Source organism: Acidovorax sp. (genome assembly GCF_046294525.1).
GTDB lineage: Bacteria > Pseudomonadota > Gammaproteobacteria > Burkholderiales > Burkholderiaceae_C > Acidovorax.
Window position 1 is genome coordinate 66,754 of sequence record NZ_JBKBKQ010000006.1, and the last position, 23,508, is coordinate 90,261.

The 23,508-nt window shown below is 64.8% G+C and carries 17 protein-coding genes and 2 riboswitches; of the genes, 7 read left to right on the forward strand and 10 right to left on the reverse strand.

What is annotated here, in order from left to right; all coding sequences use genetic code 11:
* Positions 1–44: 44 nt before the first annotated feature.
* Complete coding sequence (locus ACK4HJ_RS08415; protein WP_291505568.1) at positions 45–827, reverse strand: SDR family oxidoreductase; 783 nt, start codon at positions 825–827, stop codon at positions 45–47.
* 138 nt (positions 828–965) lie between these two features.
* Between ACK4HJ_RS08415 and ACK4HJ_RS08420 the strand changes: the two genes are divergently transcribed.
* Positions 966–2,666 (forward strand): electron transfer flavoprotein-ubiquinone oxidoreductase, encoded by a 1,701-nt coding sequence (locus ACK4HJ_RS08420; protein ID WP_409829870.1) that lies wholly within the window; start codon positions 966–968, stop codon positions 2,664–2,666.
* A gap of 289 nt (positions 2,667–2,955) precedes the next feature.
* On the opposite strand, the gene ACK4HJ_RS08425 is transcribed toward ACK4HJ_RS08420, so the two are convergent.
* The 9 genes from ACK4HJ_RS08425 to ACK4HJ_RS08465 form a co-directional block, all read right to left on the reverse strand.
* Positions 2,956–4,599, reverse strand: a complete 1,644-nt coding sequence (locus tag ACK4HJ_RS08425) for a methyl-accepting chemotaxis protein (protein ID WP_409829872.1) — start codon at positions 4,597–4,599, stop codon at positions 2,956–2,958.
* Positions 4,600–4,672: 73 nt separating this feature from the next.
* A complete protein-coding gene (locus ACK4HJ_RS08430) occupies positions 4,673–8,368 on the reverse strand; it encodes a hydantoinase B/oxoprolinase family protein (protein ID WP_409829874.1) in 3,696 nt (1,231 codons plus the stop codon).
* 79 nt (positions 8,369–8,447) lie between these two features.
* Complete coding sequence (locus tag ACK4HJ_RS08435; RefSeq protein WP_409829876.1) at positions 8,448–9,413, reverse strand: TRAP transporter substrate-binding protein; 966 nt, start codon at positions 9,411–9,413, stop codon at positions 8,448–8,450.
* A 43-nt stretch (positions 9,414–9,456) separates the two neighbouring features.
* Positions 9,457–10,755, reverse strand: a complete 1,299-nt coding sequence (locus ACK4HJ_RS08440; protein ID WP_409829878.1) for a TRAP transporter large permease — start codon at positions 10,753–10,755, stop codon at positions 9,457–9,459.
* Positions 10,756–10,784: 29 nt separating this feature from the next.
* Complete coding sequence (locus tag ACK4HJ_RS08445) at positions 10,785–11,294, reverse strand: TRAP transporter small permease (protein ID WP_409829881.1); 510 nt, start codon at positions 11,292–11,294, stop codon at positions 10,785–10,787.
* A gap of 179 nt (positions 11,295–11,473) precedes the next feature.
* A complete protein-coding gene (locus ACK4HJ_RS08450; protein ID WP_409829884.1) occupies positions 11,474–12,445 on the reverse strand; it encodes a TRAP transporter substrate-binding protein in 972 nt (323 codons plus the stop codon).
* Between the two features lie 40 nt (positions 12,446–12,485).
* Positions 12,486–13,280, reverse strand: a complete 795-nt coding sequence (locus ACK4HJ_RS08455; RefSeq protein ID WP_409830102.1) for a putative hydro-lyase — start codon at positions 13,278–13,280, stop codon at positions 12,486–12,488.
* 401 nt (positions 13,281–13,681) lie between these two features.
* Positions 13,682–14,593, reverse strand: coding sequence for a LysR family transcriptional regulator (locus ACK4HJ_RS08460; protein ID WP_409829887.1), 912 nt, complete (start codon positions 14,591–14,593; stop codon positions 13,682–13,684).
* A gap of 130 nt (positions 14,594–14,723) precedes the next feature.
* Positions 14,724–15,176 carry an Lrp/AsnC family transcriptional regulator gene (locus tag ACK4HJ_RS08465; protein WP_409829890.1) on the reverse strand — a complete coding sequence of 151 codons (453 nt, stop codon included), beginning with the start codon at positions 15,174–15,176 and terminating at the stop codon, positions 14,724–14,726.
* A gap of 396 nt (positions 15,177–15,572) precedes the next feature.
* On the opposite strand from ACK4HJ_RS08465, the gene ACK4HJ_RS08470 reads away from it, so the two are divergent.
* The 6 genes from ACK4HJ_RS08470 (at position 15,573) to gcvP (ending at position 23,499) form a co-directional block, all read left to right on the forward strand.
* Positions 15,573–16,544, forward strand: coding sequence for a TRAP transporter substrate-binding protein (locus ACK4HJ_RS08470; RefSeq protein ID WP_409829892.1), 972 nt, complete (start codon positions 15,573–15,575; stop codon positions 16,542–16,544).
* 127 nt (positions 16,545–16,671) lie between these two features.
* Entirely contained in the window at positions 16,672–17,166 is a 495-nt protein-coding gene (locus tag ACK4HJ_RS08475; RefSeq protein ID WP_409829894.1) for a TRAP transporter small permease, read from the forward strand.
* Positions 17,163–18,440, forward strand: coding sequence for a TRAP transporter large permease (locus ACK4HJ_RS08480; RefSeq protein ID WP_409829897.1), 1,278 nt, complete (start codon positions 17,163–17,165; stop codon positions 18,438–18,440). The genes ACK4HJ_RS08475 and ACK4HJ_RS08480 overlap by 4 nt, the downstream gene beginning before the upstream one ends.
* 175 nt (positions 18,441–18,615) lie before the next feature.
* A riboswitch (glycine riboswitch) is annotated at positions 18,616–18,707 on the forward strand.
* A gap of 21 nt (positions 18,708–18,728) precedes the next feature.
* A riboswitch (glycine riboswitch) is annotated at positions 18,729–18,854 on the forward strand.
* 50 nt (positions 18,855–18,904) lie between these two features.
* Entirely contained in the window at positions 18,905–20,050 is a 1,146-nt protein-coding gene (gene gcvT / locus ACK4HJ_RS08485) for a glycine cleavage system aminomethyltransferase GcvT (RefSeq protein ID WP_409829899.1), read from the forward strand.
* 91 nt (positions 20,051–20,141) lie between these two features.
* Positions 20,142–20,516: a glycine cleavage system protein GcvH gene (gcvH, locus tag ACK4HJ_RS08490; protein WP_409829900.1), complete on the forward strand. Its 375-nt coding sequence runs from the start codon at positions 20,142–20,144 to the stop codon at positions 20,514–20,516.
* Positions 20,517–20,589: 73 nt separating this feature from the next.
* On the forward strand, positions 20,590–23,499 hold the full coding sequence (gcvP, locus tag ACK4HJ_RS08495; protein WP_409829902.1) for an aminomethyl-transferring glycine dehydrogenase: 2,910 nt from the start codon (positions 20,590–20,592) through the stop codon (positions 23,497–23,499).
* Positions 23,500–23,508 lie beyond the last annotated feature (9 nt).

A 23,508-nucleotide genomic window follows, 5' to 3' on the forward strand; every position in this document is an offset into this window, starting at 1 on the left:
GGCGTCCCCCTAGGGGGATGGCGCGCAGCGCCTCAGGGGGGCGCCTACACCGCAAAGCCGTCGTCGGCAGCGATCACCGCACCATTGATGAAATGGCTCTGGTCGCTGGCCAGCATGACCAAGAGCGCGTCCAGGTCCTGCGCGTTGCCCACGCGCTTGCGGGGCAGCATGTCGATGAGCTTCTTGCCCTGCTCGGTGTCCCAATGGTGGTGATTGATCTCCGTATCGATGTAGCCGGGGCAGATGGCATTCACGTTGATGCCGAACTTGCCCCACTCCACCGCCAGGGCGCGGGTCATATGCACCACGGCCGCCTTGCTCATGCAGTACACGCCGATCTGCGGGAGCACTTTCAGACCCGCCATCGACGCGATGTTGATGATCCGCCCGCCCGTGAAGCTGCCCGGCGCCGCGCCGCGCGAGCGCGCCAGCATGCGCTTGCCCACCTCCTGCGCTACAAAGAAGGCGCCCTTCACGTTGGTGTCAAACACGTAGTCGTAGTCTTCGGGCGCCACGTCCTGAATACGCTGCGTGGTGGAGACGCCCGAGTTGTTGACCAGAATGTCGATGGAGCCCATCTCGGTCTCCGCATGCGCCACGGCAGCCTTGATGGAATCGTGGTCGGTCACGTCCAGCTCCACCACATGGGCATCGCCGCCCTCGCCTTCGATGCGTGCGCGAAGTTCCTTGAGCTTTTCCACCCTGCGGCTGGCCAGCACCACGCCGGCACCTGCGCGCGCGAGGGTGCGCGCAAACTGCGCGCCCAGGCCACTGGAGGCGCCGGTCACAAACGCTACGCGGCCGGACAAATCGATGCTGTATGCCATTTAGAGTCTCCCTACTGGATCAAAATAGAACGGTCGTTCGATTGTCTCGCTTCCGTGAATACAATCAGTCCCCTGTCTGACACGGCGGTGTGCTCCGCTTTGGTCCAATAGCCATTATCAAACCCCAACGAGATGCCCATGACAAACGAAGAAATCATCGCCCAGTATGGCCCCCGTGAATCGATGGAATACGACGTGGTGGTCGTGGGCGGTGGCCCCGGCGGCTTGGCCACTGCGATTCGCCTGAAGCAATTGGCGGCCGACAAGGGGCAGGATGTCTCGGTTGTGGTGCTGGAAAAAGGCTCCGAGCCCGGCGCGCACATCCTCTCGGGCGCCATCATGGATCCCAAGGCGCTCTCCGAGCTGATCCCCGACTGGAAGAAGCGCGGTGCACCGCTCAAGCAGCCCGTGACGGACGACGCGTACATCTTCCTGTCTGAAAAGTCGGGCTTCCGCGTGCCCAACATGTTCCTGCCGCCTTTCGCGCAGAACCACGGCAACTACATCGTGCGGCTGGGCGACGTGACCAAGTGGCTGTCCGAGCAGGCCGAGGCCCTGGGCGTGGAGATCTTCCCCGGCTTTGCTGCGGCTGAAGTGCTGTACAACGACGACGGCTCCGTCAAGGGCGTGGCCACCGGCAACATGGGCGTGGGCAAGGACGGCGAGCCCACCGAGAACTTCCAGCTGGGCATGGAACTTTTGGCTAAGTACACCGTGTTCGCCGAAGGCGCGCGCGGCCACCTGGGCCGCCAGCTGATTGCCCGCTTCAAGCTCGACGAGGGCCGTGACCCGCAGAGCTTCGGCATCGGCGTGAAGGAACTGTGGGAGATCGACCCCAAGCGCCACCAGCCCGGCTTCGTGATGCACACCGCCGGCTGGCCGATGGAAAACGATACCTATGGCGGCGCGTTCCTCTACCACCTGGACGACAACAAGATCGCCATTGGCTTTGTGACGGGCCTGGGCTACAAGAACCCCTACCTCAGCCCCTTCGAGGAATTCCAGCGCTGGAAGACGCACCCCAACGTCCGCTACTACTTCGAGAACGAAAAAGGCGAGATCACCGCCAAGCGCCTGTCGTATGGCGCGCGCGCCATCAACGCCAGCGGCATCAACGCCCTGCCCAAGACCATCTTCCCGGGCGGCGCACTGGTGGGCTGCAACGCCGGCTACCTGAACGTGGGCCGCATCAAGGGCAGCCACGCCGCCATCAAGACGGGCATGCTGGCTGCCGAGGCGGCCTATGACGCCATCGTGGCCGGCCGCCAGCACGACGAACTCACCGCCTACCCCAAGGCCTTCGAGGCCAGCTGGCTCTACACCGAGTTGAACAAGGACCGCAACTTCAAGAACTGGTTCAAGTACGGCCTGACCGCGGCGACGCTGATGAACGGCTTCGAGCAGTTCGTGCTGCGCGGCCACATCCCCTGGACGCTGCACCGCGACAAGCCCGACCACGCGTACCTCAAGCCCGCGGCCGAGTGCAAACCCATCGTCTACCCAAAGCCCGATGGCAAGCTCACGTTCGACCGCCTCTCCAGCGTGTTCATCAGCAACACCAACCACGAAGAGAACCAGCCGGCCCACCTCACCCTCAAGGACCCGAGCGTGCCGGTCAACATCAACCTGGCCAAGTACGCCGGCCCCGAGGCCCGCTATTGCCCGGCCGGGGTGTACGAGTTCGTACCCGACGAAGCAAAGGGCGGCAATGCCCAGCGCCTGCAGATCAATGCGCAGAACTGCGTGCACTGCAAGACCTGCGACATCAAGGACCCCACGCAGAACATCGTGTGGGTGACGCCGGAAGGCGGCGGCGGCCCGAACTACTCGGGCATGTAAGCTACAAATTCAGTAGCTGCTAGCGCTTGATGGGCCTGCGTTGCAGGCCTTTTTTATCGCAATTCGTTGCCTCAACCGAGACCTACCCAAACCGTTCGGGCTGTGCCTGTCGAAGCCTTGGCGAGTTTGGGGGAGCCCTTCGACTGGCTCAGGGCGAACGGTTGGTGAGCCGGGTCCTTCGAACTAGACACAACCATTCGGGCTGAGCTTGCCTGTGCCCCACGCGGCGCTTCGACAAGCCCAGCGTGAACGGTTTTAGTGCTAGGCACCGGCTCAATGCCCGGTGAACTCAGGTAGCCCTGGCGAGTTGAAATTGCCCCATGGCTCCCGCGAGTCGATTCGCCTGATCCTGCAGGCTCTGCGCTGCCGCAGCCCCCTGCTCCACCAGCGCGGCGTTTTGCTGGGTCATGTGGTCCAGTTGGTCCACAGCCTGGCTCACCTGGCCGATCTGCGTGCTTTGCTCGCTGCTGGCGGCGTTGATCTCGGACATCAGCGTGGTCACGCGCTCCACGCTTTGCACTATGTCGCCCATGGTGGAGCCGGCCGCCACCACCAGCTTCGCGCCGTCGCTCACTTTTTCCACGCTGGCGGAAATCAACGCCTTGATCTCGCGGGCGGCATTGGCGCTGCGGCCGGCCAGGGCACGCACCTCGCTGGCCACCACCGCGAAGCCCCGGCCTTGCTCGCCCGCGCGGGCGGCTTCTACGGCCGCGTTCAGCGCGAGGATGTTGGTCTGGAACGCGATGCCGTCGATGATGCCCACGATGTCGGCAATCTTCTGGCTGCTGGCGTTGATCTCTTCCATGGTGCGCACCACCTGGCTCACCACTTCGCCGCCCTTGCTGGCCACCTGCGTGGCGTTCACGGCCAGGTCGTTGGCCTGGCGGGTGCTGTCGGCATTGGCGGCCACCATTTGCGCCAGCTGGGCGATGCTGGCCGCCGTCTGCTGCAGGTTGCTGGCCGCGTGTTCGGTGCGGGCGCTCAGGTCGGTGTTGCCGGCCGCCACCTCCGAGCTGGCCACGTGGATGGACTCGCCGGAATCGCGCACCTCGGTCACCACGTAGTGCAGCGATTCCACCATCTTGTTGAGGGCCGTCAGTAGCTGCCCGATCTCGTCGCTGCGCCCGGTCTGCATGCGCACGGTGAGGTCACCGCGCGCTACCGTGGCCGCCGCTTCGGAAGCCTCGCGCAAGGGCTGCACGATGGAGCGGCGCAGCAGCCAGCCGAACAGTGCCGACAAGGCCACCACCACGGCCACCGCGATGGCGCTGATCCATTGCGCCCGGCTGGCACCGGCGATCATGGCGTCGGCCGCCGCCAGCGACGATTGCTCCGACGCCTCCAGCAGCCGGTCGATGGTCTGCAGGTAGGCCGTGAGCGCGGCGGCGTGTTCCTGCAGCGCTTTCTGGCTGATGACCTTGGACTCCAGCGCGTCCTGCATCAGCGCATCGCGCAGCGCCGCGTACTGCTGGCGCTGGGCCTGGGCTTCTTTCCACAGCGGCTCGGTGCTGCGGGCATTGGACGCGCCCGCCAGCGCCTGCTCGATGCGCTGGCGTGTGGAGTCCTCGGCGGCCAGGCGCTCGCGCATCTCGGCCAGCAGCGGAAACACATCGGTCGAGATGGTGGCGCGCAGCGCAATCTGGCCGATGGTGACGGACTGGGTCTTCCAGTCACGCACCGTGCGCTCGATGGGCAGCTGCTCGCGGGCCAGCAGCGCGGCCTGGCGCTCGGTGTCCTCGCCCGTGAGCCAGGTGGTAGCGCCCAGCAGGGCCACCGCCAGTCCCAGCAGACCGAAGCTGGCGGCCAGCTTCTGGCCGACCGACAGCGTGCGGCGCAAGGGGTGTGCGGAGCCAGCCGGTGTGGACGGGTCAGATTGCGCGGCCTGCGACGCAGGGTGCGCGGGCACGGAAATGACAGCGGGCACAGAGTTCATTGGTGATTTCCTGTTCATCGAAAAAGCCTTGTGGGCAACGTGCGGAACGACCAGCAAGCTGTGTGCCACTGCGTCATGACATGGCCGCTTCGGCCGCTTTTTCCGGTTCGCGCAACTCGCCCGAACCCTCGCAGGGGCCAAAGCCCCCGCCGCCCGGCGTAGCGATCTCGAACACATCGCCGGGCTCCATCAGCGCCGCGCCGATGTGGCCCAGCTCTTCCACCTGGCCATTGGCGCGCAGCACGCGGTTGGCGCCCGGCCGGCCCGGCTGGCCGCCGGCCATGCCAAAGGCCGGATTGAGGCGGCCGTTGGAGAGGATGCTGGCGGTCATGGACTCCAGGAAGCGCACGCGCCGCACGCCGCCATCGCCCCCCGCCCACCGCCCTGCGCCGCCCGATCCGCGCTGGATCTCGTAGCTGTCCAGCACCACCGGGAAGCGGAACTCCAGCACCTCCGGGTCGGTCAGGCGCGAGTTGGTCATGTGCGTCTGCACCACGCTGGTTCCATCAAAGCCGCGCACCGCCCGGCCGGAGGCATCCAGCACTGCGCCCGCGCCGCTGCCACCCGCAATGGTTTCGTAGTACTGGTACTGCGCATTGCCAAAGGTGAAGTTGTTCATGGTGGGCTGGCTGCCCGCCATCACGCCCAGGGCGCCAAACAACGCGTTGGTGATGCAGGTTGAGGTCTCCACATTGCCCGCCACCACCGAGGCCGGTGGGTTGGGATTGAGCATGCTGCCCTGCGGAATGATCACCTGCAGGGGCTTGAGGCACCCGGCGTTGAGCGGGATGTCGTCGTCCACCAGCGTGCGGAACACATAGAGCACGGCCGCCATGCATACGGCACGCGGGGCATTGAAATTGTTCATCTGCTGCGGGCTGGTGCCTGCAAAGTCAATGACCGCGCTGCGTTCGGCCACGTTGACCTTGACCGACACGCTGATCTGCGCGCCGTTGTCCAGCGGCAGGGTGAATTGGCCGTCCTTGAGCTGCGTGATCACGCGGCGCACGGATTCCTCAGCGTTGTCCTGCACGTGGCGCATGTAGGCCTGCACGACATCCAGGCCAAATTGGTCCACCATCTTCGACAGCTCTTGCACGCCCTTTTCGTTGGCGGCGATCTGCGCGCGCAGGTCGGCCAGGTTCTGCTGCGGGTTGCGGCTGGGGTATGGCGTGGTGCCGCCGCCGGTGGCCAGCAGGTTGCGCACTTCTTCTTCCAGAAGAATGCCCCGGTCCACCAACTTCACGTTGTTGAGCTGCACGCCCTCTTCGTCGATGCGCGTGGAGAAGGGTGGCATGGACCCAGGCGTGGTGCCGCCGATGTCGGCATGGTGGCCGCGGCTGCCCACGTAGAAGGTCGGTTCTGTGCCTTCGGCCACGTACACAGGCGTGATCACCGTCACGTCCGGCAGGTGCGTGCCCCCGTGATACGGGTCGTTGAGCATGTACACGTCGCCCGGGTGCATCTTGCCCCTGTTCTCCTGGATCACGGTCTTGATGCTTTCGCCCATCGAGCCCAGGTGCACCGGCATGTGGGGCGCGTTGGCAATCAGGTTGCCTGCGGCATCGAACAGCGCGCAGCTGAAATCGAGGCGCTCCTTGATGTTGACCGAGTACGCCGTGTTCTGCAGCTGCAACCCCATCTGTTCGGCGATGTTCATGAACAGGTTGTTGAACACTTCCAGCAGCACCGGGTCCACCGTGGTGCCGGCGGCATACTGCAGCTTGCGGGCGGTAACGCGGTCCAGCACCAGGTGGTCCAGGTCGGTCAGGCGCGCAGACCAGCCGGGTTCCACCACGGTGGTGGTGTTCTTTTCAGCAATGATGGCGGGGCCTGCGATCACGTCGCCGGGGCGCAGGTCTTCGCGCACCACCAGACTGGCGTCGCGCCAGCGGCCGTCGGAATACATCTGCACGATCTCGCGCAGCGGCACCTTGCGCTCCGGGTGCACGGGCAGACGCGGCTCGGCGGGGGCGTCGCCTGCAATCATGGCTTCGACCGACACAGCCTCCACCACCAGGCCCTTGCCGGCCATCAGGAAGGCAAAGCGCTGACGGTAGGCTGCCTCAAACGCAGACTGGATGGCCGCCATGTCGCCAAAGGGCACGACCAGGGCAGAGTCCGTTCCCTCGTAGCGCACGTGCACGTTGTGCCGCACCTGCACGGGGTTGGTGCTGACCTGCTGGCGCTCCAGCTCGGCCTGCGCGGCGGCGCCCAGGGTGTCCAGCTTGTCGGCAATGAGCGGCAGCGCGCTGGTGTTCAGCGGCATTTCCACCGCCTGCTCACGAATCACGGTCTGGTCGGCCAGGCCCATGCCGTAGGCGCTGAGCACACCGGCCAAGGGGTGCACAAACACCCGCGACATGCCCAGCGCATCGGCCACCAGGCACGCATGCTGGCCGCCCGCGCCGCCAAAGCACTGCAGGGTGTAGCGCGTCACGTCATACCCGCGCGCCACACTGATTTTCTTGATAGCGTTGGCCATCTGCTGCACGGCGATCTGGATGAAGCCTTCGGCCACTTCTTCAGGTTTGCGATGGGTTTGCGCAGCCAGCTCTTCGAAGCGCGTACGCACGGCGGCAGCGTCCAGCGTTTCGTTGGCGGCGGGGCCAAACACGCTGGGGAAGTAACGCGGCTGCACCTTGCCGACCATTACGTTTGCGTCCGTGACAGCCAAGGGGCCGCCGCGGCGGTAGCTCACCGGGCCGGGATTGGCGCCCGCGCTCTCTGGCCCCACGCGAAAGCGCGATCCGTCATAGCTCAGCACCGACCCGCCGCCCGCCGCCACGGTGTGGATGCTCATCATGGGGGCGCGCATGCGCACGCCGGCCACATGGGTTTCAAACTCGCGCTCGAACGCGCCAGCGTAGTGGCTCACGTCGGTGGACGTGCCGCCCATGTCAAAGCCGATCACCTTCTGGTGCCCGGCCAGTCCCGCCGTGCGGGCCATGCCCACAATGCCTCCGGCCGGGCCGGACAGGATTGCGTCCTTACCCTGAAAGGTGCCCGCATCCGTAAGGCCGCCGGACGACTGCATGAAGAACAGGCGCACGCCCGGCATCTCGCTGGCCACCTGCTCCACATAACGGCGCAGGATGGGCGACAGGTAGGCATCCACCACCGTGGTGTCGCCCCGGCTCACGTACTTCATCATGGGGCTGGTTTCGTGCGAGGTGCTGATCTGCATGAAGCCCACCTCCCTGGCAATGCGCTTGGCAGCCTGCTCATGCTGCGCATAGCGGTAGCCGTGCATGAACACGATGGCCACACTGCGCAGGCCGCGCCCGTAGGCGGCCAGCAGGTCGCCGCGCAGGGTGGCCTCGTCCAGGTTCTGCAGCACATCGCCGTGCGCGCCCATGCGCTCTCGGGCCTCCACCACTTCGGTGTACAGCAGCTCGGGCAGCTGGATGTGGCGGTCAAAGAGGCGCGGTCGGTTTTGGTACGCGATGCGCAGCGCATCGCGAAAGCCGCGGGTGGTGACCAGCAGCGTGGGCTCACCCTTGCGCTCCAGCAGCGCGTTGGTGGCCACGGTGGTGCCCATCTTCACGCACTCCACCAGGTCTGGGGTCACCGGTTCGCCGGGCGCGAGGCCCAGCAGGTGGCGAATGCCCGCCACGGCCGCATCCTTGTACTGCTCAGGGTTCTCGGACAACAGCTTGTGCGTGGTCAGCGTGCCATCGGGCCGCTTGGCGACGATGTCGGTGAAAGTGCCGCCCCGGTCGATCCAGAACTGCCAGCGGCTGCCATGGGGGTTGGATGTGGTTTGCATGGTGTTGAACCCTGTCGAGAAGGAAGTAAGTACGAAATGAGGAAAAGGCGCGGCGATGGGACGGAACGGCGCCCCGGCCTCAGCGCTGGAAGTAGTAAGGAATGAAAATCTTGTTGGCCTCGTTGCCCACGGACTGCACCCATTCGCGCGAGAAGCGTTCGCCCAGGCGCTTGAGTTCGGCGTCCAGCTCGGCAGGCGCACGGCCCACCTGGATGCCCTTGCGCTGCAGCTCACCCACCGACTCTTGCGCAATGGATTCGCTCAGCGCCCACCCGCGGGACTCGGCCTCGGCGGCGGCCTGCGTCACGGACTGGCGCACCGGCGGCGGCAGCGCGTCAAACGCCTTCTGGTTCACAAAAACGATGTTTTTGGGGAACCAGGCGTTGATGCCGTAGTACTGCTTGATCTGGCCCCAGACCTGGTTTTCCACGCCGGTCAGGGCCGAGGTGATCATGGAGTCGAGCTTGCCCGCCGCGAGTGCCTGGTTCACCTCCACCATGGGCACATCCACCGGCGTGGCGCCCAGCAGCTCGGCAATGCGCACGGTGGCGGGGTTGTAGGTGCGCATACGCGTGCCTTTGAAGTCCGCCGCCGACTTCACCGGTGCGATGGAGAACAGGCCCTGCGGCGGCCAGGGCACTGCGTAGAGTGCCTTCAACCCGCGCTGGGCGAAGTGGCCCTCGATCAGCGGGCGCTGCAGATCCCACATGCGGCGCGCGTCGGCATAGGTGCGCACCACAAAGGGCACGGCATCAGCCCCGGCGATGGGCATGTCGCCCACCAGGCTGGTCATGATGGTTTCGCCCGCTTCGGCACGGCCCTGCTGCACGGCATTCGGAATCTCGGCCAGTTTGAACAGGCTGTTGTTCGCGTGGACTTCGATGCGCAACGCGCCCTGCGCGGCGCGCTCCACCTCAGCGGCGAACTGCTGCACGTTGCGCGTATGGAACGACTCGGCGCGATAGCCAGTGGCCAGCTTCCACACCGCCTGGGCGTGCACCACCGGGGCCACGACCAGCGCGGCCAGCAACACAAAGGTCTTCATGAGGAAACTCCTGTGCAGACTTGGGAGGGCGAATTGACTGGGGTCAGCCCTGCATCTGGCGCGGCAGCCACAGCACCACGTCCGGCGCGAAGTAGCTCATGAGCACGGCAGCCATCATCAGCATGAAAAGCGGCAGTGCGGTGCGCGCGATCCAGGTAATTTCGCGCTTGGTCAGCCCCTGCAGCACAAACAGGTTGAAGCCGACCGGCGGTGTGATCTGCGCCATCTCGACCACCAGCACGATGAAGATGCCGAACCACACCAGGTCAAAGCCGGCTGCCTCCACGGTGGGCAGCAACACCGCGATGGTGAGCACCACCATGGAGATGCCGTCCAGAAAGCAGCCCAGCGCGATAAAAAACACGATGAGCAGCAGCATCAGCGCAAACGGCGAAAGCTGCAGCGCGCCGATGAATTCGGCCAGGTGGCGCGGCAGGCCGATGAAGCCCATGGCCAGCGTGAGGAAGGCGGCGCCTGCCAGGATGAGACCGATCATGCAGTACACGCGGCATGCCGACACCAGGCCGTCCTTGAACCGTTCCCAGGTCAGCGAGCCCTCAATGCGCGCCATCAGCAGCGAACCGCCCACGCCCAACGCTGCGGCTTCGGTCGCGGTGGCAATGCCGCTGTAGATGCCGCCCAGCACCAGGGCGATCAGCGTGACCACGGGGATGAGGTGGCGCGCGGCGTGGATCTTTTGCAGCAGCGTCATGCGGGCGTCGGCCGCAGGCACCTTGTCCTTGTTGAACAGGGCCCACACCATGATGTAGCCCATGAACAGCAGGGCCAGCACCAGCCCGGGGATCACGCCCGCGAGAAACAGCTTGGCAATGGACACATTGGCCGCCACGCCGTACACGATCATGATGATCGAGGGCGGAATCAGCAGGCCCAGCGTGCTGGCACCGGCCAACGTGCCCACGGCCATGGCGTCAGGGTAGCCGCGCTGCTTGAGTTCGGGCAGCGTGATCTTGCCGATGGTGGCGCAGGTGGCGGCCGACGAGCCCGAGATGGCGGCAAAGATGGTGCAGCCCACCACGTTGGTGTGCAGCAGGCGGCCGGGCAGCCGGTCGAGCCAGGGCGCCAGGCCCTTAAACATGTTGTCCGACAGCTTGCTGCGAAACAGGATCTCGCCCATCCACAGGAACAGCGGCAGCGCGGTGAGCGTCCAGGCCGAGCTGGAGCCCCAGATGGTGAGCATCATGCTGTCGCCCACCGGACGATTGGTGAACAGCTCCATGCCGATCACCCCCACCGCCAGCAGCGCCAGCCCGATCCATAACCCGGCGCCCAGCACCGCAAACAGTGCCACGACGAGCACCAGGGCAATAACCATATCCATGATGAAACTCCGTTGTGCCGACAGGCGGCTTATTCGGTGGCAGCCTGGGAACCGGCCAGGAACCACTCACGCCCCTGCCAGCGCGCCACGATGGCGTGGCCGAAGGCAATGGCAAACGCGATGCAGCCAATGGCCATGCTGAGCTGCGGTATCCACAAAGGCGACGCATCGGCGGCTGCGGACACGTCGTGTGTGATGTACGACAGCCACACCAGCCGGATGGCGTACCAGGCCGTGTAGACCGATAGCGCCAGCGCCGCCAGCAGGCCGCCCCACTCCATCACGGCGCGGCCCCGGGCCGAGAGGCGGTCCAGCACCAGCGTGACGCGGATGTGGTCGCCGTGCAGGAGCGTGGTGGGCAAGGCAAAGAACAAGGTGGCGGCAATCGCGTAGCCGGCATACGCATCCAGGCCCTGCAGGTTGATGAAAGTGATCTGGCGCGAAAGAATGCTCAGCACCACGATCAGAAATGCCGCCACCATGGACAGGCACGACAGGCCGATGAGGCACCGGTACAAATTGCGGACGAACTGGTCCATGGCGATCTCCTGACGGTCGCTTGCGAAAAGAAATGAGGGAGAGAAAACGGAGCGCTGTGCTGCGAAAGGAGCTGCTCCGTGCCAGGTCGCGAAGGGGCTGCCTGGGCTGTCTGTCATCACACGCCGGGGCCCAGGCCGGTGGGGGCCGGCCTCGCGCCCTCAGCGTGCATCTCGGCGCGTCAGGGCTTGCGGTAGGCGTCGATGATGGCCTTGCCGTCCGGTCCGGCCGACTTGATCCACTCTTCGGTCATGGTCTCGCCAATCGACGCGAACTCCTTCTTCAGCGCGTCCGAAGGCTCAGAAATGGTCATGCCCTTGGCAGCCAGTTCCTTGAGGAATTCCTTGTCCAGTCGCTCGCTGGTTTCCCAACCGCGCTTCTCGGCCGCAGCGGCGGCCTTGAGCACGGCGTCCTGCGTGGCCTTGTCCAGGCTGTCAAAGGCCTTCTGGTTGACCACCGTGGCATTGCGCGGCTGCCAGGCAGCCACGGGGTAGAAGTACTTCACCTGCTCGTACAGCTTGCTCTCCACGCCGCTGGCGGACGAGGTGAGGAAGTTGTTCACCGTGTTGGTGGCCAGCGCCTGGCCCAGTTCGGTGAGCTGGATGGTGACGGGCTGGGCCTTGAGCAACTGGGCGATGCGCGTGGTGGCCGGGCTGAACGAGCGCATCTTGGTGCCGGCCAAGTCGGCGGGCGTCTGCACGGGCTTGGTGGAGTACAGCGACTGGCCGGGCCAGGGCACGCTGAACAGCAGCTTCATGCCCTGCGATGCGAGCAGCTTCTCTTGCGCGGGCCGCGCCACCTGGTACAGGCGGTAGGCGTCGGCATAGGACTTGGTCAGGAAGGGGATCGAGTCCACGCCATACAGCGGGTTCTCGTTGGCCGCGCCGGACAGAATGAATTCGGCCGCAGGCACCTGGCCCGTTTGCACGGCGCGCTTGATTTCGTTGGCCTTGTACAGCGACCCGGCGGGGTGCAGCGTGATCTTGAGCTTGCCCTGCGTAGCATCGTCCACCTCCTTGGCGAACTGCTGCACGTTCACGGTCTGGAAGGTGTTGGCGCTGTAGCCGGTGGGCAGGTCCCACTTGGTCTGGGCGTGGACGGCGCTGGCACCAAAGGCGGCGACCAGGCAGGCGGAGAGAACGATCTTCTTCATGGTGAGGCTCCTGTGAAAGTGGGGGTTCAAATGGGCAGGGTCAGAAACTGGCGAGCTGGTGGTTGAGCAGGTCGGTAACCAGCATGCAACCGGGGGCATGGGTGATACAGAACGCTGGTTGCGCGTTGAGGATGGCGGACTGCGGTGTGACGCCGCAGGCCCAGAACACGGGGATTTCGTCGGGCAGCAGCGCCACCGCGTCGCCGTAGTCGGGGCTGGCGATGTCGGCAATGCCGATAAGGGCCGGGTCGCCGATGTGCACGGGCGCGCCGTGCACATTGGGAAAGCGCGAGGTGACTTGCACGGCGCGGATCACATCGGCCGCGGGCATGGGCCGCATGGACACCACCATCGCGCCGCCAAACGGGCCGGCGGGTTCGGTGGCAATGTTGGTGCGATACATCGCCACGTTCTTGCCTTCGTTGATGTGGCGCAGGCTGATGCCGGCCTCTTGCAGCGCGGCCTCGAACGAGAACGAGCAGCCCAGCACGAAGGTGACCAGGTCGGGACGCCACAGGGCCGTGATGTCGCCGACCTCCTGCGCCAGCTCGCCATGGCGCCAGATGCGGTACTGCGGCACGTCGCTGCGGATGTCGATGCTTTCGCCCAGCGATGGCAGCGCCGTCTGGCCGGGCTCGCTCACGGCCAGCACCGGGCAGGGCTTGGGGTTGCGCTGGCAAAAGCGCAGAAAGTCACCCGCCTGCACTTCGGGCAGGATCACCAGGTTGCCCTGCACCCGGCCGTGCGCCAGGCCGCTGGTGTGCGACGCCCAGGCGCCTTGCCGGATGACGCTGCGCACGTGGCCGGGGTTGTTGATGCCCTCGGCACCGAACACTGCCAGCGCTTTTTCTTGAACTGATTCCACCGTTTTTCCTTGCATTGAGACATGTCAATGGCATGACGTTGGGCGGATTGTGTTGGTCTGCACAGGGTGCTGGCAAATTCAAAAAATTTCTCTCAGCTCATCGATTTTCTCGATGCACTTCATTGGGGCAGAGTGAACCATGCTGGTGCCCAAGGGTTAACCCGGAGTCTCTATTTCAGGGTAATCCCCGACGGTATGTGGAACCGGTGGCCATGACCTGGACGCAGGTGGAGCGCTGCGAGCCATGTGTTCGGCCTTTGCTGGCGCGTGATGTGGTGCGCAGCGTGCCGCACACGGCATCGCTGCGGCAAGCCGCTGCAGCGCGCACCCTTGCGGTGCACACCCGCGCTGTCACCGCACCGCGTGTTGCATCAGGTGCGCGCGGTGCGCACCTTGGCAGGCGGCTGCTGCGCGTCGATGAAGCCGAGCGCGGATCGCACGACGGCTTCCATCGCGGGAGACGAAGGGTCTTCGCGGTAGCTCACGTGGATAGGCAGTGGCCGCAGGGCCGTGTCGCAGGCCAGCACGCGCAGGTCCGGAAACGCCAGCATGCGCTGCACGGCCAGGCGCGGCAGCGTGGCCACGCCAAAACCGCCCTGCACCAGCTGCACCATGGCCGAGATGGATGAGATGGTGTGCACGCAGCGTGCCTCCACCTGAGCATGGCGCAACGTGTCCAGCAAATACACGTGCGGCTGCGAGCCGCGCTGAAAAGTCAGGATGTCCGTGCCCGCAAAATCCGCCAGCGTGTACTTGCGCTTGCGGTGCTGCTGCGCATTGCCCACAAATACCATCTCCATGGGCGCCAGCGCCTGGCTGCGGATGCCGTCGGCCGATGCGGGCAAGGCGGCAAACACCGCGTCCAACGTGCCGCGGCGGATCTGGTCGAGCAGCACAGGCGTGGGCTCCACGGTCAGCTCCAGCTCCAACAGGGGGTTGTCCTTGCGAAGCTGCTCCACCCATGGAATCAGCCACGAATGCAGCACCGATTCGATCGCCCCCACGCGGATCGACACCTCCAGCGGCCCGCCCGACCCCATCTCGGCTTTGACCTGGCGCTGCAGCTCCAACATGCGCTTGGCGTAGACCAGAAAACGCGTGCCCGCCACGGTGAGCTTGAAGTGCTTGTCGCGCCGGTCCAGCAGCAGCACGCCCAACTCTTCCTCCAGCGCAGCAATGCGGCTGGACATGGCCGATTGGGTGAGGAACAGCTTCTCGGCGGCGCGCGTGACGCTCTTGAGAGACGCCACCCAATAAAAGGCTTCGACAAAACGCAGGTTCATGGTGGCGGGCTCCGCACGCTGACGGGCCAGCAACTGCTGGCACGCCTCGTGATCACTACGGTTTTTGCTACTCTTTCAATAGCTTTCAGCGCTTATCCATCAAGCGCTAGAGGCCAATTTGACTAAAAATTCATCCCAGCGGTAGGTCCGCTTTTTTCAGCGTGCGCAGTACAAAGCTGGACCGGCTGTGGCGAATGCCTTTGATTTTGTAGAGCTTCTCACGCAGCAGCCGCTCATAGTCGCGCGTGTCCTTGACGACGATGCGCAGCAGGTAGTCGTAGTCGCCCGACACAAGGTGCGCCTCGATCACTTCAGGAATGCTGGCCAGCGTCTCGCCAAACTTTTCCAGCGTGTTGTCTGAATGGCTGTCGAGCGTGACCTGCACCAGCACCGTGTCGGCCAAGTCCAGCGCCTGCGGGTTGATGCGCACGGTGTAGCCCTGAATGACGCCCGCCTCTTCCATCTTTTTGATGCGGCCCCAGCAAGGCGACGGGCTCAGGCCCACCGCGTTGCCAATCTCTTGCAGGCTGGCGCGGGCGTTGCCCTGCAGCACAGCGAGTATTTTTCTGTCCAAGCGGTCCATCGGCCGGATTATTCACACAAAAGCACATGCACAGAAAATTTTTCTGCATTTCATCAAAATGAAAGCGAAAACAGCAAATTCATCTTAGCCACGAGGCGCATACTTACTCCATCAAGGCGCTCTTACCGGAGCGCACAAATTGACAAGGCCCCGGCTGGTTACCGCCAGCGCGGGGCCCTTGGCGTTGCGGTGCCCGCTCGCGCACCAACAATGCTTTGCGCCCAGCATGACAGTAAGCTGACACCCCGCTTTTAGTAAGCACGCTTACCAGCACAAACCCCGATGCCCTGGCCTGTGGCGCACCCCCATAATTTCTGAGCGACTGGCACGCTGTGCCATCACTCTTCCCCGGGCGCGTCCCACGGTGCGGCCCCACCCATTCCAACAGGAGACAGCATGCAACTGACCAAACTCGTCGTCAGCCTGGGCCTAGCGCTCGGCTTTGTGGCCACCGCCGCAGCGCAGACCACCATGCGCATCAGCATCTCGACGGCGCAGAACTCCCACCAGGGCATTGCCATCGACACGTTTGCCAAGGAAGTCGAGGCCCGCACCGGTGGCCGCTACAAGGTGCAGACCTTCTACAACGGCGCCCTAGGCGGCGAGCGCGAGTCGATTGAGGCCGTGCAGCTGGGCACACAGGAATTGGCCTTCAGCTCCACCGGCCCCGTGCCCAACTTCGTTCCCGAGGCGCGCATTTTTGACGTGCCCTTTCTGTTCCGCGACAAGGCCCACGCCCGTGCCGTGCTGGACGGCCCCATCGGTCAGGAGATGCTGACCAAGTTCGACAGCAAGGGCTTCAAGGCCCTGGCCTGGGCCGAAAACGGCTTTCGCCACATGACCAACAGCAAGCGCTCGGTGACCGCGCCCGAAGACCTCAAGGGCCTGAAGATGCGCACGATGGAAAACCCCGTGCACATCGCCGCCTACAAGGGCTTTGGCATCATCACCACGCCCATGGCCTTCCCCGAAGTGTTCACCGCCCTGCAGCAAGGCACCGTGGACGGCCAGGAGAACCCGCTGCCCGTGATCATCTCGGCCAAGTTTGACCAGGTGCAAAAGCACCTGACGCTGACGGGCCACGTGTATTCGCCCGCCATCTTCGTGATGAACAAGGGTGCATTTGACAAGCTTTCGGCCGCTGACAAGCAGGCCTTCATCGACGCCGCCAAGGAAGGCACCAAGGCCAACCGCGCCCGCGTGGACGAAGACGATGCCAAGGGTGTGGCCGACCTGCGGGCCAAGGGCATGACGGTGGTGGACAACCCCGACAAGTCCAAGTTCGTGGCTGCGCTGGCGCCGGTGAACGCCGAGTTTGAAAAGCAGTTCGGCAAGGCCACGCTGGACAAGATCCGCGCTGTCAAGTAACCAAGCACGCACCGGCTACTATATTTTTAGTAGCGCAAAACGCCCGTAGGATAAGCGCTACGGGCGTTTTTCATCTTAAACGTGGTCTTCTCACCGAATCTTCCGACCCCATGGCGTTGTCCGCCCCATGAAAAAAACCTTTCTGATGTTTGAACGCGGCACCACGTTTGTTGCGTTGCTCGGCGCGTGCGCCATGCTGGTAGTGGCCGCCACGCTCGGCATGTTCCAGATCCTGACCCGTTTTGTGCTGGAGCAGCCTGCCGAATGGACCGAGGTGCTGATCCGCTTCAGCCTGATCTGGATGGTGTTTCTGGCCATCCCCAGCGCGTTCCGCCAGGGTGCGATGGTGAGCGTGGACGTGCTGTACCGTTGGAGTCCACCGCGTGTGCGGCGTGTGCTCGACTACGTTGTGGCGCTTGCGGCGCTGGCGCTGATTGGCGTGATCGTGTGGTGGGGCTGGGACTATGCCCAGCGCGGCGGCGTGCAGTCCATGGCAGGCCTCGAATCCGTTTCCATGTTCTGGGCCTATGTGGCCATGCCGGTGGGCGGTGTGTTCAGCGCCATTGGCATCCTGGGCAATCTCATCGACCCCCAACGCCTTGAGCTGGAGACCGCGCAATGACGCCCGTCATGATCACCACCATGGTGCTGTGTTTTGCACTCACCGTGTCCGTAGCCGTTTCCATCGGTCTGGCCTCCATCCTGGGCATACAGGTGGCCAATGCCAACATGCTCATCTCGGTCAAGGAGATGTTCGCGTCCATCAACAAGTTTCCGCTGGCAGCCATCCCCTTCTTCATCCTTGCCGGAAACCTCATGGAAACAGGTGGCATCTCGCGCCGTCTGGTGGAGTTCGCCAAGAGCATCGTGGGCGGCGTGCAGGGCGGCCTGCCCATGACCTGCGTGCTCACCTGCATGATTTTTGCGGCGGTGTCGGGCTCGTCGGTGGCCACCACGTTTGCGATTGGCGCCATCCTGATCCCGGCGCTCATCAAGCACGGCTACCCCACCAGCTACGCCGCATCGCTGCAGGCCACCAGCGCCGAACTGGGCGTGATCATCCCGCCCTCCATCCCGCTCATCCTGTATGGCGTGAGTGCCGAAGTGTCGATTGGCGAACTGTTCATCGCAGGCTTTGGCCCGGGCCTTTTGATCAGCGGCGTTCTGATGCTGTTTGTGTGGGCCTACTGCAAGTACAAGGGCTGGGGCAAAAACGACGGTGACGGCCGCATGCCGCTCGGCCGGGCCACGCTGCAGGCAGGATGGGCGCTGTTGATGCCGGTCATCATCCTGGGCGGCATCTACGGCGGTGTCTTCACGCCCACCGAAGCGTCCGCGGTGGCAGTGTTCTACGCCCTCATCATCGGCGTGGTGATCTACCGGGAGATCAAGCTCAAGGACCTGTTCGGCATTCTGCGCAAGTCGGCCATTTCGTCGGCGGTGATCATGTTCATCATCGCCAACGCCGGGTTGTTTGCCTTCCTCATCACGCGCGCCGGTGTGCCCGATGCGATCGGCCGCTGGCTCGAAGCCGTGCTGCAGTCGCCCACGCTGTTCCTGCTGGGCGTGAACGCCGCACTCTTCGTGATTGGCATGTTCATCGAGACCAGCGCCGCCATCATCGTGCTGGCGCCCATCCTGGCGCCTGTGGCCATGCACTTTGGCGTGGACCCGGTGCACTTCGGCCTCATCATGGTGGTCAACCTGGCCATGGGCATGATCACGCCGCCTTTTGGGGTGAACCTGTTTGCGGCCTGCACGGTGGCGCGCATCTCGCTGGACCGCATCGTGGGGCACCTGATTCCGTTTGTGCTGGTGATCATGGCGTGCCTGATGGTCATCACTTATGTGCCCCAGCTGTCGCTGGGTTTGCGGGATCTGGTCTACGCAAAGTAGCGAGTGCAGCGTCTGACGCTTCCTGGCACACAAGAAAACGTCTTTTCGGCCCTGGCCGCGTTGCAAATCCTCGCGATACCGCCCGGTATCCCTGCGGTTTGCGCCTTGCCAGTGCCAAAAATCCATTTTTCTTGTTTGTGCCATCAAGCGTCAAACGCTGCACTAGAATCGCCGGGTCAGGAGAGAGTGCCCCAACTTCGCAATGAAGGCAGCGCGGCACCGCCGAAGGCGCAGGCAGCTGCCGAACGCTCAGGCAAAAGGACTGGCAACCGCCCGCAGTGATGCGGGCGTTCCCTTGCTGGAGAGAGATGGCTCGCACGTTGCGTGATGAAACCATCCACCGAAGGAGCAAACCGCACGGCCAGCCAGGGCGCTGCGGTGAATCTCTCAGGTAAAGCGGACAGCAGGGCAAATCCCGTGGCCATCCCTTTGGCTGCGGCCCACATTTGCCCCGGAGTTCCGCCATGTCATCCGCCACCGCCCCCCTGCTCATCACGCCCCTGAACGCCCTGCACATCGAGCTGGGCGCCCGCATGGTGCCGTTCGCGGGCTATTCCATGCCTGTGCAATACCCGTCCGGCCTGATGGCCGAACATGTGCACACGCGCACGGCGGCCGGCCTGTTTGACGTGTCGCACATGGGCCAGCTCAAGCTCATCGGTGCCGATGCGGCTGCGGCGTTTGAAACCCTGATGCCCGTGGACGTGATCGACCTGCCTGTGGGCAAGCAGCGTTATGGCCTGCTGCTGACGGAGGAAGGCACCATCATCGACGACCTGATGTTCTTCAACCAGGGCGTGGTGGATGGCGAGCCCACGCTGTTCGTCATCGTCAACGGCGCCTGCAAGGGGGGTGACATCGCCCATATCCAGGCCCACATCGGCCAGCGCTGCAAGGTGGTGCCCATGCCCGACCACGCCCTGCTCGCGCTGCAAGGCCCGCAAGCGGTCACGGCCCTCGCCCGCCTGGCTCCTGGCGTCGAAAAGCTGGTGTTCATGACCGGCGGCGCGTTCGACATCGCGGGCTGCGACTGTTTCATCACCCGCAGCGGATATACCGGCGAAGACGGTTTTGAAATCTCGGTGCCCGCAGCCCAGGCCGACACTTTGGCGCGCGCCCTACTGTCCCAGCCCGAGGTCAAGCCCATCGGCCTAGGCGCACGCAACTCGCTGCGGCTGGAAGCGGGCCTATGCCTGTATGGCAACGACATCGACACCACCACCACGCCGCCCGAGGCCGCGTTGAACTGGGCCATACAGAAAGTGCGCCGCACCGGCGGTGCCCGCGCAGGCGGTTTCCCCGGCGCCGACAAGGTGCTGGCGCAAATCGACAACCCCACGAGCCTGCAGCGAAAGCGCGTGGGTCTGGTGGCGCTGGAACGTGTGCCCGTGCGCGAGCACACCGAACTGCAAAGCGAAGACGGCCGCAAGATCGGTGAAGTCACCAGCGGCCTGCTGGGTCCCACGGTGAACGAACCCGTGGCCATGGGCTACGTGGACGCTGCCCACGCCGCCCTCGGTACGCGCGTCAACGCCATCGTGCGCGGCAAGGCCGTGCCCATGGAAGTGCGCGCCATGCCCTTCACGCCGGCACGCTACTACCGCGGTTGAACCGCGGGCGATACGCGCCCGCTGCCGCCGGGCTAAAGTCGCGGCTGGCATCGGCAAATTTCCCTGTTATTTCCTTTCTATTGGAGCCCCCATGACCGTCAAATATTCCAAGGACCACGAGTGGATCGACATCTCCGACCATGAAGCTGCCACCGTGGGCATCACCGTGCACGCGCAGGACGCGCTGGGCGATGTGGTATTTGTGGACCTGCCCGAAGTCGGCAAAACCTTCAGCCAGGGTGACGTGGCCGGCGTGGTCGAGTCGGTGAAGGCTGCGGCCGACGTATACATGCCCGTCAGCGGCGAGATCGTCGAAGTGAACGAAGCCCTGCGCGCCGACCCGTCCCTGGCCAACAGCGACCCCATGGGCGCGGGCTGGTTCTTCAAGGTCCACGTGACCGACATGGCGCAGTTCGACGCGCTCATGGACGAGCCGGCCTACGCCGAGTTCGCCAAGAACGCCTGACCGGGACTGCCCATCCCTCGCGGCCCGGCCATGTGCCGGGCCATGTGTTGTTGCCCCTTTGCCGCCGCCGCCGATGACCTCCCAAGCCACCCTGCCCTCCCTCGCCGCGCTCGAAAACGCGACTGAATTCCTGCCCCGCCACATCGGCATCGACGCGGCCGATGAAGCCCACATGCTGTCCGTGATCGGCGAGGCCTCGCGCCGCGCGCTCATCGACTCCATCGTGCCGCGCTCCATCGCGCGCAGCCAGGCCATGGACCTGCCCCCGTCCACCACCGAGGCCGCGGCGCTGGCCGAGCTCAAGGCCATTGCGGGCAAGAACCAGGTGCTCAAGAGCTTCATCGGCCAGGGCTACTACGGCACGCACACGCCGGGCGTCATCCTGCGCAACATCCTGGAGAACCCCGCCTGGTACACGGCCTACACGCCCTACCAGGCCGAGATTTCGCAAGGCCGCATGGAGGCGCTGGTCAACTTCCAGACCATGGTGTGCGACCTCACCGGCATGCCGATTGCCAATGCCTCGATGCTGGACGAAGCCACCGCCGCGGCCGAGGCAATGACGCTGGCCAAGCGCTCCGTCAAGAGCAAAAGCAACGTGTTCGTGGTGGCGGGCGATGCACATCCGCAAACCATCGAAGTCATCCAGACCCGCGCCCAACCGCTGGGCATCGAGGTGAAACTGGCCAACTCGGCTGAGGAATGGAACACCCTGCTGGCTGGCGACTACTTTGCCGTGCTGGCCCAGTACCCTTCCACCAGCGGCCGCATCGACGACCTGCGCGCCGATGTGGAAACGGCCCATGGCAAGCAGGCTGCCTTCATCGTGGCTGCCGACTTGCTGGCCCTGACCCTGATCACGCCTCCGGGCGAATTCGGCGCCGACATCGTGGTGGGCACCACCCAGCGCTTTGGCATGCCCATGGGCGCAGGCGGCCCGCACGCCGCCTTCATGGCCTGCCGTGACGACTACAAGCGCAGCCTGCCGGGCCGCTTGGTGGGCGTGAGCGTGGACGTGCATGGCAAGCCCGCCTACCGCCTGGCGCTGCAGACGCGCGAACAGCACATCCGCCGCGAAAAGGCCACCTCCAACATCTGCACGGCCCAGGTGCTGCCCGCCGTGATCGCCAGCATGTACGCCGTGTACCACGGCCCCGAGGGCCTCAAGCGCATCGCCCAGCGCGTGGCCAGCTACACCGCCATCCTGGCCCAGGGCTTGAAGCAGTTGGGCGCCCCGGTGCGCGAGCAGGCGACCTTCGACACGCTGAGCCTGCACACTGGCACAGCTACCAAATCCATAGCTGCCCGCGCAGTCCAGATGGGCGCCAACCTGCGAATTTACTTCGAAGAGTACCTGTGCATCGCGCTGGACGAGACCACCACGCGTGCCGACATCGAGCTGCTGTGGAAGATCTTTGCCAAGGACGGCCAGGCGCTCCCCACGTTCGGCGCGTTTGAAAACGGCGTGGAGCCGCTGATCCCGGCCGCGCTGCGCCGCACCAGCCAGTACCTCACGCACCCGGTGTTCAACACCCACCACTCCGAGACCGGGATGCTGCGCTATATCCGCCAGCTGTCCGACAAGGACCTGGCGCTGGACCGCAGCATGATCCCTCTGGGCAGCTGCACCATGAAGCTCAATGCCACCAGCGAGATGATCCCCATCACCTGGCCCGAATTTGCCCACATGCACCCCTTCGCCCCGGCTGACCAGCAGCAGGGCTACAAGGAACTGGATGAGCAACTGCGCGCCTGGCTGTGCGAAGCCACGGGTTATGCGGGCATCAGCCTGCAGCCCAACGCTGGCTCGCAAGGCGAATACGCCGGCCTGCTGGCCATCAAGGCCTACCACGAGTCGCGCGGCGAGGGCCACCGCAACATCTGCCTGATCCCCAGCAGCGCGCACGGCACCAACCCAGCCAGCGCGCAGATGGTTGGCATGCAAGTGGTGGTGACGGCTTGCGACGCCAACGGCAACGTGGACATGGCCGACCTCCAGGTCAAGTGCGAGCAGCACAGCGCCAACCTGGCCTGCATCATGATTACCTACCCCAGCACGCACGGCGTGTTCGAAACCCAGGTGAAGGAACTGTGCGCCCTGGTACACAGCCACGGCGGCCGCGTGTACGTGGACGGCGCCAACATGAACGCCCTGGTGGGCGTGGCCGCGCCTGGCGAGTTCGGCGGCGACGTGAGCCACCTGAACCTGCACAAGACCTTCTGCATTCCCCACGGCGGCGGCGGCCCCGGCGTCGGCCCCGTGTGCGTGGTCGAAGACCTCGTGCCCTTCCTTCCCGGTTTGCCCGGCCAGGGCGACCAGCCCAAGAGCCCCGCGCAAGGCAAGGTCGGCCCCGTGAGCGCCGCGCCCCTGGGCAACGCCGCCGTGCTGCCCATCAGCTGGATGTACATCCGCATGATGGGCGCCGTGGGCCTGCAGGCTGCTACCGAGACGGCCATCCTGAGCGCCAACTACATCAGCGCGCGCCTGAAGGACCACTACCCCACGCTGTACGCCAGCGCCAACGGCCATGTGGCCCACGAGTGCATCCTGGACCTGCGCGGCCTGAAGGAGAGCAGCGGCGTGATGGCCGAGGACGTGGCCAAGCGCCTCATCGACTACGGTTTTCACGCACCCACGCTCTCCTTCCCCGTGCCCAACACGCTGATGGTGGAGCCCACCGAGAGTGAGACGCTGTTCGAGCTGGACCGCTTCATCGACGCGATGATCGCCATCCGCGAAGAGATCCGCCAGATCGAAGCGGGCAAGCTGCCGCAGGACAACAATCCGCTCAAGAACGCACCCCACACGGCCGAGAGCCTGCTGGCCGGCGAATGGGCACGCCCCTACACCCGCGAAGCCGCCGCCTACCCCGTGGCCGCCCTGCGCAGCAACAAGTACTGGTCGCCCGTGGGGCGCGTGGACAACGTGTGGGGTGACCGCAACCTGAGCTGCAGTTGCATTCCGGTGTCGGACTACGCCTGAACGCCGTGG